This window comes from Massilia sp. YIM B02763, from assembly GCF_030412015.1.
GTDB lineage: Bacteria > Pseudomonadota > Gammaproteobacteria > Burkholderiales > Burkholderiaceae_D > Telluria.
Map to the genome: position 1 here is coordinate 93,020 of NZ_JASNRD010000007.1, position 14,123 is coordinate 107,142.

Annotated in this window: 9 protein-coding genes and 1 pseudogene; 6 read left to right on the forward strand and 4 right to left on the reverse strand. The window is 68.6% G+C overall.

Annotated elements, in window-relative coordinates:
• The first annotated feature begins 2 nt into the window (after positions 1–2).
• A complete protein-coding gene (locus tag QPK32_RS11705; RefSeq protein ID WP_290412989.1) occupies positions 3–1,295 on the forward strand; it encodes a glycosyltransferase family 4 protein in 1,293 nt (430 codons plus the stop codon).
• Positions 1,296–1,364: 69 nt separating this feature from the next.
• Positions 1,365–2,642 carry a putative O-glycosylation ligase, exosortase A system-associated gene (locus tag QPK32_RS11710; RefSeq protein WP_290412990.1) on the forward strand — a complete coding sequence of 426 codons (1,278 nt, stop codon included), beginning with the start codon at positions 1,365–1,367 and terminating at the stop codon, positions 2,640–2,642.
• Positions 2,643–2,660: 18 nt separating this feature from the next.
• On the opposite strand, the gene QPK32_RS11715 is transcribed toward QPK32_RS11710, so the two are convergent.
• From QPK32_RS11715 to QPK32_RS11725, 3 genes are all read right to left on the reverse strand, one after another.
• Entirely contained in the window at positions 2,661–3,608 is a 948-nt protein-coding gene (locus QPK32_RS11715; protein ID WP_290412991.1) for a glycosyltransferase family 2 protein, read from the reverse strand.
• An 84-nt stretch (positions 3,609–3,692) separates the two neighbouring features.
• Positions 3,693–4,931, reverse strand: a complete 1,239-nt coding sequence (locus QPK32_RS11720; RefSeq protein ID WP_290412992.1) for a pyridoxal-dependent decarboxylase, exosortase A system-associated — start codon at positions 4,929–4,931, stop codon at positions 3,693–3,695.
• On the reverse strand, positions 4,928–6,526 hold the full coding sequence (locus tag QPK32_RS11725; RefSeq protein ID WP_290413093.1) for an acyl-CoA ligase (AMP-forming), exosortase A system-associated: 1,599 nt from the start codon (positions 6,524–6,526) through the stop codon (positions 4,928–4,930). The genes QPK32_RS11720 and QPK32_RS11725 overlap by 4 nt, the downstream gene beginning before the upstream one ends.
• 152 nt (positions 6,527–6,678) lie before the next feature.
• Between QPK32_RS11725 and QPK32_RS11730 the strand changes: the two genes are divergently transcribed.
• Together QPK32_RS11730 and QPK32_RS11735 are read left to right on the forward strand one after the other, a co-directional pair.
• Positions 6,679–7,917, forward strand: a complete 1,239-nt coding sequence (locus QPK32_RS11730) for an aminotransferase class I/II-fold pyridoxal phosphate-dependent enzyme (protein WP_290412993.1) — start codon at positions 6,679–6,681, stop codon at positions 7,915–7,917.
• On the forward strand, positions 7,914–8,933 hold the full coding sequence (locus tag QPK32_RS11735) for a GNAT family N-acetyltransferase (protein ID WP_290412994.1): 1,020 nt from the start codon (positions 7,914–7,916) through the stop codon (positions 8,931–8,933). Before QPK32_RS11730 ends, QPK32_RS11735 begins: the two co-directional genes overlap by 4 nt.
• Positions 8,934–10,541: 1,608 nt before the next feature.
• On the opposite strand, the pseudogene QPK32_RS26665 reads toward QPK32_RS11735, so the two are convergent.
• Positions 10,542–10,595: pseudogene (locus QPK32_RS26665) on the reverse strand (hypothetical protein); the annotation flags it as partial.
• Positions 10,596–11,979: 1,384 nt separating this feature from the next.
• Between QPK32_RS26665 and QPK32_RS11745 the strand changes: the two are divergent.
• Positions 11,980–13,125 carry a glycosyltransferase family 4 protein gene (locus tag QPK32_RS11745; protein ID WP_290412996.1) on the forward strand — a complete coding sequence of 382 codons (1,146 nt, stop codon included), beginning with the start codon at positions 11,980–11,982 and terminating at the stop codon, positions 13,123–13,125.
• A 68-nt stretch (positions 13,126–13,193) separates the two neighbouring features.
• Positions 13,194–14,117 (forward strand): hypothetical protein, encoded by a 924-nt coding sequence (locus QPK32_RS11750; RefSeq protein WP_290412997.1) that lies wholly within the window; start codon positions 13,194–13,196, stop codon positions 14,115–14,117.
• The last annotated feature ends 6 nt before the right edge of the window (positions 14,118–14,123 follow it).

Here is a 14,123-nt window from a genome sequence, read left to right on the forward strand (position 1 = left end):
CAATGACGAAGACCGCTTCCACCTCCTCGTTGAACCTGGCGCCGGCGCAGCCGCAGCACGGCGCCCAGCCGGCGCGCCCGGAGCCCGCGCACGCGGACACCCTGCGCGCGCCGCGCCGCTGCGCGATCGCCTTCTGCGAGAACGGCGCCGGCTACGGCGGCGCCGTGATCTCGCTCGAAGCCATGCTCGCGAAACTGCCGGCGGAGTTCGCGCCGCACATCTACACGGGACTGGCGACCGAGCCTTATCCGCGCCTGGAACGCCTGGGCCGCTGGCGCCACATGCGCGCGTTCAACGTGCTCGATCCGGAGATGCTGCGCCGCCGCCGCGTGCCGTTCGCCTCGCTGATCGACAACCTGGCCAACGTGCTGCCCACGGCGCTGGCCTACAGCTGGCGCTTCAAGCGCGACGCCATCGACCTGGTCTACCTGAACAACGACGCCAGCTGCAACCTGCCGGCCGCGCTGGGCGCGAAACTGGCCGGCCTGCCGACCGTGCTGCATGCGCGCGGCTTCAATGCCGACACGCGCAGCAACCGCTGGGTGCTCGGCAACCTGGCCCACAGCCTGCCCGTGTCCACGGCGGTGCGCGCCGAACTCGTGCAGCTGGGACTGGCGCCCGACAAATGCACGGTGGTGGCCGAGGGCCTGGACCTCGACGCGTTCTCGCCGCGCGCGCCGTCGCCGGCGCTGCGCGCGGAACTGGGCATCGGCCCCGACGAGCCGGTCGTGACGCTGGTGGGCGGCCTGGTGGACTGGAAAGGGCAGGACGTCCTGCTCGACGCCGCCCCCGCCATCCTGCGCCGCTATCCCCGCGCGCACCTGCTGCTGGTGGGCAGCGCCTACGGCAAGGACCGCGCCTTCGCCGAACAGGTCGCGCTGCGCGCCCAGGACCCGGCGCTGGGCGGGCGCGTGCGCCTGCTGGGCATGCGCAACGACGTCCCCGCGATCCTGGCGCTGAGCACCATCGTGCTGCACGCCTCGACCAAGCCGGAGCCCTTCGGCCGCACCTTCCTGGAAGGCATGGCGCTGGGCAAGGCGGTCATCGCCTCCAACGAAGGCGGCCCGCTCGACGTGATCGAGGATGGCGTCGACGGCCTGCTGATCGCGCCGCGCGATGCGGACGGACTGGCCGCGGCCGTGCTGCGCCTGCTCGACGATCCCGCCTTCGCCGCCGCGCTGGCCGCGCGCGCCGCCGTCAAGGCACGCGCCTATTCGATCGAGCGACATACCGAGGCCGTGTGCGAAGTCCTGCGTGGCATCGGCCCCGCCGGCCGCCGCGGCGTGCCCTCTTGAAGCGCATCCGCGCCTTGCGTACCGAATTGACCCAGCCATTCTTGCCACTGAATTTGCCACTGAGCGCCCATGCGTGACCTTCTGATTTTCGGCGTCATCTTCGGATTGCTGCCCTTCGTTTTCAAGCGCCCCGCCATCGGCGCCCTGCTGTTCACCTGGATCAGCCTGATGAACCCGCACCGCCTCGCCTACGGTGCCGCCTACAGCTTCCCGTTCGCCGCGGTCGTGGCCGCGGTGACGGCGCTGGCCACCCTGATGTCCAAGGAAAAGAAGATGCCATGGACGCCGGTGACGATCACGCTGGTGCTGTTCTACTGCTGGATGAACGTCAGCACGCTGGTCGCCCTCGAGCCGGAACTGGTCTGGCTCGAATGGGACCGCGTCACCAAGACCTTCTTCATGGTGGCCATCACGCTGATGGTCATCAATACCGAGAAGGACCTCAAGCTGTTCGTCTGGATCGTGGCCCTGTCGCTGGGCATCTATGGCCTGAAGGGCGGCCTGTTCACGCTCGCTTCGGGCGGCCACTACCGCGTCTACGGCCCGGACGGCAGCTATATCGCGGAAAACAACAGCATGGCGCTGGCGCTGGTGACGACGCTGCCGCTGATCTGGTACCTGCGCAGCCTGGTCAAGAACCGCTGGATCGGGCTGGGCCTGGCCGCCGTCGCCATCCTGTCCGCCGTCTCGGCGATGGGGTCGTACTCGCGCGGCGCGCTGCTGGGCGGCGTGGCCATGCTGCTGTTCCTGTGGCTCAAGAGCCCGAAGAAGCTGCCGACGGCGCTGGCCGTGATCGCCATGGGCGCGCTGGTCGCGGTGGCCATGCCGGACGCCTGGTACGAACGCATGAACACGATCGAGAACTACCAGGAGGACGGTTCCGCGATGGGCCGCATCAACGCCTGGCACTTCGCCGTCAACATCGCCACCACGCACCTGCTGGGCGGCGGTTTCAATGTATTCTCGAAGCGTCAGTTCCTGCTGTATGCGCCGAATCCGACCGACTACCACGTCGCCCACAGCATCTATTTCCAGGTGCTGGGCGACCAGGGCTTCGTCGGCCTGGCGCTGTTCCTGCTGCTGATGTTCTTCGCCTGGCGCACCGGCACGCGCATCATCCGCTTCTGCAAGGACCGGCCCGACCTGAAGTGGGCGAGCGACCTGGCGCGGATGTCGCAGGTGAGCGTGATCGGCTATGCCGTCAGCGGCGCCTTCCTGTCGCTGGCCTACTTCGACCTGTACTACGACATCATCATCATCCTCGTGCTGCTCGAGAAGATCCTGATGCTCAAGCCGAAGCCGGCGCTGTTCCCGGCCCGCGTCGAGCTGGCCAAGTCGGGCGGCTGACCCGCCCGCGGCCGGCGGTCAGCGCAGGCCGCGCGCCACCGACACGAGGTCGCGCAGCGAGGCCACCGAGGGCTGCGTCCACACCAGCGGCAGCACGGCGCGCAGTGCCTCGCCCTTGCGGTTGGCGCGCAGGTGCATGTAGGCCAGCGACAGGCGTCCCTGGCGCAGCTTGGCCTGCCAGCCGCGCCGGATGTGCGGGTCGGCGCGCAGCTCGCCGTCGAGCGACTCGAGCGTCGCCACGTAGGCCGTCTGGGCGGCCACGACATCCTTGCGCAACGCGCTGTCCGGATAGATGTAGTACACGGCCAGCGGCCGGTTGACGACGCCGCCCTTGCGGCTGGCCGCGCACAGGCGGATGAAGAAATACATGTCTTCGCCGATGCGGCGGTCGGTGGGGAATCCGCCCAGCTCCAGGAAGGTCCGGCGCGGCAGCGACAGCGTGCGGATCTCGGCGAAGCCGTCGGCGATGAAGTCCGCGAAATCCTCGCGCGCCAGCGGGATGTCGATGGCGTCCGGATGGCGCGCCGTCAGCGCCCGCCCGAACGGGCTGCCGCCGATCGCCATGTGCAGCAGCTTGCCGCTGTCGTCGCGCTGCTCCTGGTCGGCGAACAGGAAGTCCAGGTCGGGTTCGCGCCGCAGCCAGGACGCATGCGCCTGCAGGCGGTCCGGCATGTAGACGTCGTCCGCGTCCAGGAAGGCGAGCCAGTCGCCGGTGGCGTAGCGCGCGCCGTTGTTGCGCGTGGTCGACACGCCGGCATTGGCCTGGTGGATGTAGCGCACCTTGTCGCCGAACGACTCGGCCACGGCGCGCGAACCGTCGGTCGAACCGTCGTCGATCACGAGGATCTCGTGCGCCGGATGGCTTTGCGCGAGCACCGACTCGATGGCGCGCGCCAGCGTGCCCGCGTTGTTGTAGTTCGGGATGATGACGGAAAAACGGATCGGTTGGCTGCTCGTGCTGTCCATGGGGGCGCTTGTGGTGGGCGTGAAAATATCAATCATGCATTGCCAAACTACCATGACAGATAGCCCGGCATCGGTCAAGCGCGTTCAGACCAGCACCTCGAGCGGCGCCGGGTGGCCGAGGAAGGCGGTGGGGCTGGCCGACAGGCCGTAGGCGCCGGACTGGAACACGACGACCAGGTCGCCCACGTCGGCGCGCGCCAGTTCCATGCGCTCGGCCAGCACGTCCAGGGGCGTGCACAGGGGCCCGACCACCGACACCGTCTCGCGCTCGCCCTCGGCCGCCATGCGGTTGCCGATCGCGGCCGGATAGTTCTTGCGGATCACCTGGCCGAAGTTGCCGGAGGCCGCCAGGTGGTGGTGCAGGCCGCCGTCGGTGACCAGGAACACCTGGCCGCGCGAGACCTTGCGGTCGGTCACCCGCGCCACGTAGACGCCCGCCTCGCCGACCAGGTAGCGCCCCGATTCCAGCGACAGGCGCGTGCCCGGCATGGCGGCCGCCAGGCGTGCCACGCACTGTTCCAGGTTGGCGCCGATCGGCGCCAGGTCGAGCCGCTGCTCGCCCGGGAAATAGGGAATGCCGAAGCCGGCGCCCAGGTAGACGCCGGCGACGGGACCGCGCGCATCGGCCGCCAGCTGCAGCGCCAGTTCGACGCTGCGCGTGTGCGAGTCGGCGATGGCGTCCGCCTTCAGGCTCTGGGAGCCGCTGAAGATGTGGAAGCCCTGCAGCGCGATGCCGAGGCCGTCCAGCTGGCGCAGGCACGCGGGCACCTGCTCGGCGTCGATGCCGAACGGCTTGGCGCCGCCGCCCATGCGCATGCCCGACCCCTTCAGCTCGAAATCGGGATTGACCCTGACCACCACGCGCGGCGCGATCCCCAGCGCGTCGCCGATCCGGGCGGCGCGGTCGATCTCGCCGGGCGACTCGACGTTCAGCGTCACGCCGGCGGCGATCGCCTGGCGCAGCTCGGCCTCGGTCTTGCCGGGGCCCGCGAAGCTGATGCGGACCGGATCCACGCCGGTGTCGAGCGCCGTCTTCAGCTCGCCGGCGGAAGCGACGTCGAGCCCGTCGACCAGGCCGGCCATGTGCTGCACCAGGGCCGGCATCGGATTGGCCTTGACCGAGAAATGCAGGCCCACGGCGGCCGGCAGGTGGGCGCGCACCTCGCGCACGCGCGCGGTGAGCTGGGCGCGGTCGTAGGCATAGAAGGGCGTGCGGCCGACGCGCGCGGCCAGGCGGGCCAGGGGCACGCCGCCGACCAGCAGCTCGCCGCCGTCGACGGCGAACTGGGTCATTCCCGCATGGGCGGGCTTGGGAGTGTTCATGATGGGGTGCGTTCGAACAGGTTCAAAAACGGCAGGGCCAGGCCCTTGCGGTCGATCTTGCCGTTCGGGTTGCGCGGGAACGGCTCGCCGCGGACTTCCACATGGGCCGGCACCATGTAGGCCGGCAGGCGCCGCTGGCATTCCTTGCGCAGCGCGGCCGCGTCGGGCGGGTTCTCGGCGGCGCTGGCCAGCAGCACGATGGCCTGGCCCAGCTCCGGATGCGGCACGCCGAAGGCCACCGCCTCGTCCACGTTGCCCATGCCGTACACGGCTTCTTCCAGCTCGGTCGGGCTGATGCGGTAGCCGGAGACCTTGATCAGGTCGTCGTTGCGGCCGATGAAGTACAGGTAGCCGTCGGCGTCGCGGCGCACCATGTCGCCCGACCACACGGCCAGCTCGGGCAGCGGCAGCGCCGGATCCTGGCCGGGGGCAGGACGGAAGCGCTGGGCGGTGCGCTGCGGGTCGTTCCAGTAGCCCAGCGCCACCAGCGCGCCGCGGTGCACCAGCTCGCCCGGCTCGTCCGGATCGCAGGGGCTGCCGTCGGGACGCACCACCAGCACTTCCGCGTTCGGGATCGCGCGCCCGATCGAATCGGGACGGCGCGCCACCTCGGCCGGCGGCAGGTAGGTGGAGCGGAACGCCTCGGTCAGGCCGTACATCAGGAAGATCTCGGTGGCGGGCAGCGCCGCGCGCAGCGCCTGCACCGTCGTCACCGGCATCGCACCACCCGAGTTGGTGATGAAGCGCAGCGTGCAATCGGCCGGCCAATCCAGCCGCGCCAGCGCGATCCACAGGGGCGGCACGGCGGCCAGGCCCGTGATGCGCTCGCGCGCGACCATCGCCACGATGTCCTTCGGGAACAGGTAGTTCATCAGCACGACGCTGGCGCCGCGCAGGAAGGCCGTGGTGAGCTGGCTCAGGCCGTAGTCGAAGCTGAGCGGCAGCACCGCCAGCAGGCGGTCGTCGGCGCAGAGGCCCAGGTAGCTCGCGACGCTGGCGGCGCCGGCCACCATGTTCCGGTGCGACAGCACGACGCCCTTGGGCTGGCCGGTGCTGCCGGACGTGTACAGGATCGCGGCGACGTCGGTATCGATGCGGCGGTGCGGCGCGGGAACGGGCCGGCTGGCCTGCGGGTCGGCGTACGCCTCGGCCTGCGGCCAGGCCAGCACGGGCAGCGCCGCCGGCGCTGGCGCCGGCGCATCGCCCGCGACCACGACGACGCGCAGGTCGGGGCAGCGCGCCAGCACGGGCGCCAGCTGCGCCAGGCGCTCGGCCGTGGTGGCCAGCACGCGCACGTTGCAGTCGGCCAGGATGTATGCCACCTGGTCGGGCTTGAGCAGGGGGTTGACCGGCACGAACACGGCGCCGGCCACGGACGCGCCGAACATCGCCGCCACGTTCTCGATGCGCTTTTCCATGTACACGGCGACGCGCTCGCCGCGTCCCAGGCCCTGCTCCAGCAGCAGCGCGGCGACGGCCCGCACGGCGGCGGCGAGCTGCGCATAGCTGCAGCGGCGCGCGCCGTACGCCAGCGCCTCGGCCTCGGGCGTGCGCGCGGCGGTATCGAAAATGGAATCGTGGATCAGGTGGTTCATCAATGCCATGGTTGTCTTGTCGCCGGTGGGGCGCGGCGGACGCCATCTTACCAGTTCGCGTCGGGCGCGTGAGCGGCGGGCTGCCGCGCCGCGGCGCCGAAGGGGCGCGGAAGGGGCGCGGAAGGGCAGGTAGCGCATGTTATATTAAGTTCATGCCGTCGATAACCGATCATCCTTCCACACGCCGCGCCATCCCTGCCGTTCCCGTCCTGTCGCTCGCCGCGTTCCGCCCGGCCGGGAAGGCGCCGCCGTCGCTGCTCGACGCGCCCGCGCTGCGCCACGTCACGAGCGGACGCATCGCGATCGGCATGGCGCTGCGCGCGCTCGGCGTGGGCCCCGGCGACACCGTGCTGGTGCCGGCCTACCACAGCCCGTCGATGGTCCCGCCGGTGCACTGGCGCGGCGCGCGCGCCGTGTTCTACCGCGTGCATCCCGATACCACGGCGGACCTGGACGACATCGCGGCCAAGCTCGACCCCACGGTGAAAGCCGTGATGGCGACGCATTTCTTCGGCATCCCCCAGGACCTGGCGCCCCTGCGCGCGCTGTGCGACCGCCACGGCATCGGCCTCGTCGAGGACTGCGCCCACTGCCTGTTCGGCACGCGTGGCCCGGTGGCCGTGGGCAGCAGCGGCGATTATGCGATCGGCAGCAGCATGAAGTTCTTCCCCGTCTACGACGGCGGCTGCCTGGTGTCGCACCGCCATCCGCTCGACGTGCGCCTGCAGGGCGGCGGCGCCGGATTCGAGGCCAAGGCGGCGCTGAATACCCTGGAAGCCGCGTTCGCCCATGGCCGCCTGCCGGTCCTGCGCGCCGCGCTGGCGCTGCCGCTGCGGCTCAAGGAGGCGCTGTGGAACCGGGTCAAGGCGCGCCGCGGCGCCCGGGCGGACGGCACACCGGCGGACGGAGCGCCGGCGCCCTCCACGCTCGCGCCCGCGTCTTCCGACAGCGGCTTCGATTTCGATCCGCGCTGGATGGACCGGCGCGCCTCCCTGTTCGCGCGCCTGGTGCTGCGCTTCGCCGCGCGCGCGCGCATCGTCGCGCTGCGCCGCCGCCACTACCTGCAGCTGGAACAGGCGCTGGCCGGCCTGCCCGGCTGCCGTCCGCTGTTCCCCGCCCTGCCCGACGGCGCCTGCCCCTGGGTATTCCCCGTCCTGTTCGACGATCCGGAGCCGGTCTTCGCGGCCCTGCAGCGCGCCCGCGTGCCGGTGGTGCGCTTCGGCGCCGTGCTGTGGCCCGGCGTGGACGCCAGCGTGTGTCCCAACAGCGCCGACCTGGGGCGGCGCCTGATCGCCTTCCCCTGCCACCAGGAACTGAGCGCGGCCGAACGGACCTGGCTGTGCGCCGCCATCGGCGACGCCGCGCGGGCCGGCGCCGCGGTGGCGGCATGAGCTGGCACGTGGTTCCGGCGCGCGAATTCGGCGCGCACGCCGGGCGCTGGCGGCGCCTGCACGCGGCCGGCCCCGCATCGCCGCTGCTGGACGCCGATTTCGTCGCCGCGCTGCTGGATGCCTTCGGCACCGGCGCGGAACTGCTGGCCTGGCACGGCAGCGCCGGCGATGCCGACGTCATGGCGATCCTGGCGCCGGCCGGGCGCGGCACCTGGAACACGTTCCAGCCGGCCCAGGCCCCCGTCGGCCCCTGGCTGCAACGCGACGGCGGCAGTCCCGCGGCCTGGCTCCCGGGCCTGCTGCGCGCCCTGCCCGGCGCCGCGCTGATGGCGGGCGTCACCCAGTGCGACCCCGAGCTGCTGGCGCGGCCCGCCGCCATGCCGGGCGTGCGCACGCTGGACTACATCCGCACCGCGCGCATCAGCATCGACCGCGATTTCGACGCCTACTGGAACGCACGCGGCAAGAACCTGCGCGCCAACCTCAAGAAGCAGCGCAACCGCCTGCGCCAGGACGGCATCGCGACGCGCCTGGACATCTGCCGCGATGCCACCGGGATGGCGCAGGCGGTGCGGGACTACGGCAGCCTCGAGGGCGCGGGCTGGAAGGCGGCGCGCGGCACCGCGGTGGCGGCGGACGATGCCCAGGGCCGCTTCTACCGCACGCTGCTGGAAGCCTTCGCCGCGCGGGGCGCGGCCAGCGTCTACCGCTATTGGATAGGCGAACGGCTGGCGGCGATGGACCTGTGCGTGGAAGGCGGCGATGCCATCGTCGTGCTCAAGACGGCCTACGACGAAAGCCTGGGCCAGCACTTGTCGCCCGCCCTCCTGATGCGCGAGGAAGCCTGCCGCGACCTGTTCGACGGAGGACGCTTCGCGCGCATCGAATTCTACGGTCGCGTGATGGAATGGCATCTGCGCTGGACCGACGAGGTACGCACGATGTACCACCTGAACGGCTATCGCTGGCCCTGGCTGGCGCGCCTGCATGCGCTGGCCTCGCGCAACGGCGCTTGACTTGCCGGGTATCTACCCCATCTAGACATTCTTCCGTGGAATACGGTCGCTTGGTACGCAATGTGACCGCAAGTCACATTTCATGCCGGGTTCACGTGCTGGGTTTTTTCGCCATTCGCGTTATCGATCTACGCACGGTCGTGAATATTTATTCACATATTTCTTTAATTTAATTAAGCGGGTTTTTTTAACACGATTAATCGGCGTTCAATGCCGCGCATGGCGCAAGCACGCGTCCGCTTATTTTCTGCCCTTCCTCGGGCACGCCATCTCCCCATTCATTTAATTGCCATCTTTTCATGGCGATCAGACAGCATTGCCTGTCTGTCCTTTTACATTTGCGCCAACAAAGCCTTGTCTCGGGCGAAATCATTGATTTGAATGAAATTTTTACCGAGTTTATCCGTTGTTTTTCCACAAATTGAACATTCTTGTTTCTTGACATTTCTTAAAAGCACCATGTCAAAGTGCGAATTTTGTGTTGTTTCTGTGTGGAATTTATTTTTTTCTGCCTAAATTTAGAACACAAAGTTTCCTGAAGGATGTAAAGTCTAGTTCTTCCCGGCAATTACTTCTCTGGCGTAAACCTTCGCCCACTTATTATGTCGAAAGCCAACCTGCACATGCAAAGCCTTACCGCTGCGAACTGCAGCACTCCAGTGACCAAGAATTCCCAACGCCGCATCGCGGCAGCCGTCGTGGCCCTCCTCTCGACCGTATCGCTGGCCGCATGCGGCGGCGGTGGCGGCGGCGAAAGCGCGGGCACCGATGCGGCCGTGTCCCTGGCCAACGTGTCGACGGGCTATACCCCGAAGCCGACCACGCCGACCAACCTGACCCCGGTCCCCACCAGCCCGACCACGCCGAGCACCCCGACCGCGATTGCCGTCGGCGCCACGCTGACCGACTTCACGGTCCGTAATTCCGGTACCGCCGGCACCAACGTGCCGTTCACGTTCGGCCAGGTATTCCAGGAAGGCCAACTGGCCCCGACCGACGGCCTGGCCGCCAAGCTGGCGGACGGCACCGTCGTGCGCCTGCAGGCCGACGTCAAGGCGACCCATGCCGACGGTTCCTTGCGTCACGCGGTCGTGTCCGGCGTGCTGCCGTCGCTGGGCGCAAACCAGTCCCAGAAACTCCAGCTGGTCAAGTCGGCCGCCTCGGAAAAGAGCACGGTGACGCCGCAAAGCCTGCTGAATACGGGCCTGACCAGCGACATCACGATCACCATCAACAACGTCAAGTACACCGCCACGCTGGCCGACGCCATCGCCAGCGGCAACCCGGTCAACTGGCTGTCGGGCGGCATCGCCAACGAATGGATCTTCAATGCGCCGCTGAAGAACGCGGCCGGCGCCGTACACCCGATGCTGACCGCGCGTTTCGGCGTGCGCTGGTATTCGGGCCTGAACAAGCAGGCGCGCGTCGAGGCGATCGTCGAGAACAACAAGACCTGGGTCTCGGGCTCGAACCTGACCTATGACGTGAACGTCAACGTGGGCGGCCGTTCGGTTTATGCCAGGAACGGGCTGACGCACTACCACCATACCCGCTGGCACCAGTTCGCCTGGTGGGATGCCGCGAACGGCTCGGCCGTCGACGTCACGCTCAACACCGCCTACCTGATCGCCACCAAAGCCGTGCCGAACTACGAGCAGATCGTTCCGAACGAAGGTGCGATGGCCGGCCTGGGCAAGCAGATCACGTCGGCGAATACCGGCCCGATGAGCATCGGCCCCGTCGTGGCGGCCATGGGCACCACCGGCGGCCGCGCCGACATCGGCCCGCTGCCGCACTGGTCGGTCATGTACCTGCTGTCGGGCGACAAGCGCGCACGCGACGCCATGATGGCCGCGGCCGACGGTTCGGGCAGCTGGTCGATCCACTACCGCGACGAAAAGACCGGTTATCCGATCCGTACCGACAACGAAGCCAACAAGAACGTCTCGACCCACGCCAATATGGCGAACACGGGCCCGCTGCCGGTGCCGCGCTGCGCCGCCAGCGACACCAGCAAGTGCGTGACGCCGTACGGCGAAGACACCGCGCACGAGCCGTCGCTGGTGTTCCTGCCCTACCTGGTGACGGGCGACTACTACTACCTGGAAGAGCTGCAGTTCTGGGCGGCGAGCAACCCGCTCGGCACCGCGCCCGGCTATAACGGCTACGGCAAGGGCCTGGTGCGCTGGCAGCAGGTGCGCGGCCAGGCATGGTCGATGCGCACGCTGGGCCACGCCGCCTACATCACGCCGGACGCGAGCCCGATGAAGTCGTACTTCAAGACCCAGCTGGACAACAACCTGGACTTCTACCACCAGACCTACGTGGTGGGCAACCCCAACAAGCTGGGCCTGTACGACGGTTCGGGCGACGGCTCCTACCAGATCAACGGCACCGCGCCGTGGCAGGACGACTTCTTCACCTGGAGCTTCGCCTACCTGTCGGAACTGGGCTTCAGCAAGGCCACCCCGATCCTGCAGTGGAAGGCCAAGTTCGTGGTCGGCCGCATGACCGATCCGGGCTTCTGCTGGATCGAAGCATCGTCCTACTTCTTCTGGTTCCGCGACAGCGCGACGTCGCCGGTGTACGACAGCTTTGCCAAGGTCTACCAGAAAACCTTCGGCGAAGACCTGCGTACCGACAACGACGGCAAGGTAGCGCCGGAACTGGGCAAGAAGTTCGTGACCCTCGAGTGCGGCAGCCAGGCGCAGGCCGACCTGCTGACCTCGATCAATCCGGGCTTCATCTGGGAGAAGGGCCGCATGGTAGGCTACGCCGACTCGACCCTGGGCTACTCGGCCAATATGCAGCCGGCACTGGCGGCGGCGGCATCGTCGGCCTTCGGCGTCGAAGGCGGCAAGAAGGCCTGGGACGTGTACATGACGCGCAAGAACAAGCCGGATTTCAGCAAGGGTCCGCAGTTTGATATCATTCCGCGCTGATCTGCCCGCGGGCGCGCCACGGCGCGCCATGATGTAAACACGAAGGCCGGACCGGCGGGATTGCCCCGCCGGCCCGGCCGTGTCGTATCCGCCATTGGAGAATCATGCCTACCCAGCCGGACCTGCCAGGAGTGCTCTTCACGATGCGCTATCCCGACGATACGGGATATGTCTGGAACTACATCGCCGGCGTACGCGACCGGGCCAGCAGCCACCTGAAGGACCGTGCCGCGACCTATATGGCGTTTCCCCGCCTGACGGGCAATCCCAGCTACCAGCCCGGGCACATGACGCCGGTCGAGCTGGACTGCTACGACAATTCCGCCGCCGGCCGCGCCGCCATCGAGGCCTTCGTGCGCGCCCACGACATCAAGGTGATGGTGTTCATGAGCGCGCTGCCGCAGACGGTCTGCCTGGACCTGCTGCGCCGGCTCGGCGTACGGACGATCAATACCGAGGACGACAGCTACGATCCGTCGCGCCGCGACGGCCTGGCCAAGCGCGGCATGAAATTCCTGCTGCGGCGCGTGCTCGGCCGCCAGCAGCACGACCTGCACCTGGCCAATTCGGCCGCCCAGCAGCAGTTCCTGCTGGATTACCAGCTGCTGCCGCCCGGCCGCGTCGTGCTGATGAAGAATTCGGTCGACTGCGCCCGTTTCTGCCCGGGCGACCAGGCCGCCGCACGCGCCGCCACCGGACTCGATCCGGACCGCTTCTGGCTGCTCGCGGTGGCCCAGGCCCGCCCGGAAAAACGCATCGACCAGCTGATCCGGGTCGTGCACGCCGTGGCGCAGGCCCGCCCGCAGGCGCGCATCGGCTTCGTCTACGTCGGCGACGGCCCGCCGGTGGCGGCCTGGAAGCAGCTGGCCGAGGAGCTGGGCGTGGCCGACCGCTGCGTGTTCGCCGGACGGCGCAACGACGTGCTGCCCTACTACCGCGCGGCCGACCTGATGGTGCACGCCGCCGAACGCGAAAGCTTCGGCCTGGCGATCGTCGAGGCGATGGCCTGCGGCATCCCCGTGGTGGCCAGCGCCGCGGCCGGCCCGCGCGAGACCATCGTCGACGGCCAGACCGGCGCGCTGGTCGACCTGCACGATTTCGAGGCATTCACCCAGGCCGTCCTGCGCTATGTCGACGATGATTCAATGACAAAAATGCATGGAAACAACGCGCGTGCGCACGTCGATCGCGCATATAATGTTGTGCGGCACGGCAAGGAATTCGCCCAGCATATCGCCCGTTTCATCTGACAAGGGCTCGGCAGCGGCAACCTGGCCTGTCACCGTTCGACCATCAGGCACAACAGGGAGTCATCAGGATGTCTTTAGTAAACAGGGTGTTCCAGCGCGTCAGGAGGGATTTCTTCCGCTGGCAATACGAGAAAGCCGCGAACAAGGTCCTGTCCACGCGGCCGCTCGAACGCGGCGCCCTGCCCTTCACGCTGCTGTCGATGGTCCAGAAGCGCGACGTGGTGCCCTACCTGGTCGCGGTCAAGTCGTTCACCCACTTCCTCAATCCCGGGCGCATCGTGGTCGTCTGCGACCCGTCGATCGACGCCGACGACCGCGCCGTCCTGACCCGCCACGTCCCGCACCTGGAACTGCGCCAGGCGCACGAATTCACCCATCCGGACATCCCGCGCGGCGGTACCTGGGAACGCCTGTTCGCCATTTCCGAGTACGTCGCCGACAGCTACGTGATCCAGCTCGATGCCGACACCCTGACCGTCCAGCCGATCCCCGAGGTGCTCGACGCCGTGCGCGCGGGCCAGGGCTTCGTGCTGGGCGAACACCCGGACACCCCGAGCCGCCCGCTGGCGGCCGTGCGCGAGAACGCCCTGCCCTGGATCGAGCCCGACGCGCACGTGCAGGCCTTCGCCGAGGTCGAGATGGCCAATGCCGGCCTGCCGCCGGACGCCGTGTATATCCGCGGCTGCTCCGGCTTCACGGGTTTCCCCCGCTCGGCCGCCATGCGCGCCGACCTGACCGATTTTTCGCGCCGCATGACGGGCCGCCTGGGCGAGAAATGGACGCGCTGGGGCACCGAGCAGGTGACCTCGAACTACCTGGCCAGCAATGCGCCGGGCACGCGCGCGCTGCCCTTCCCCAAGTACGGCACGCCCGACCGCGCGACGATGAACACGGCATTCTTCCACTTCATCGGCTCGATGCGCTTCATCAACAACAAGTACGAGTCGACCTCGCGCCATGCCATCCGCATGATCAGCAGTGCGCCGGCGTGACGATGC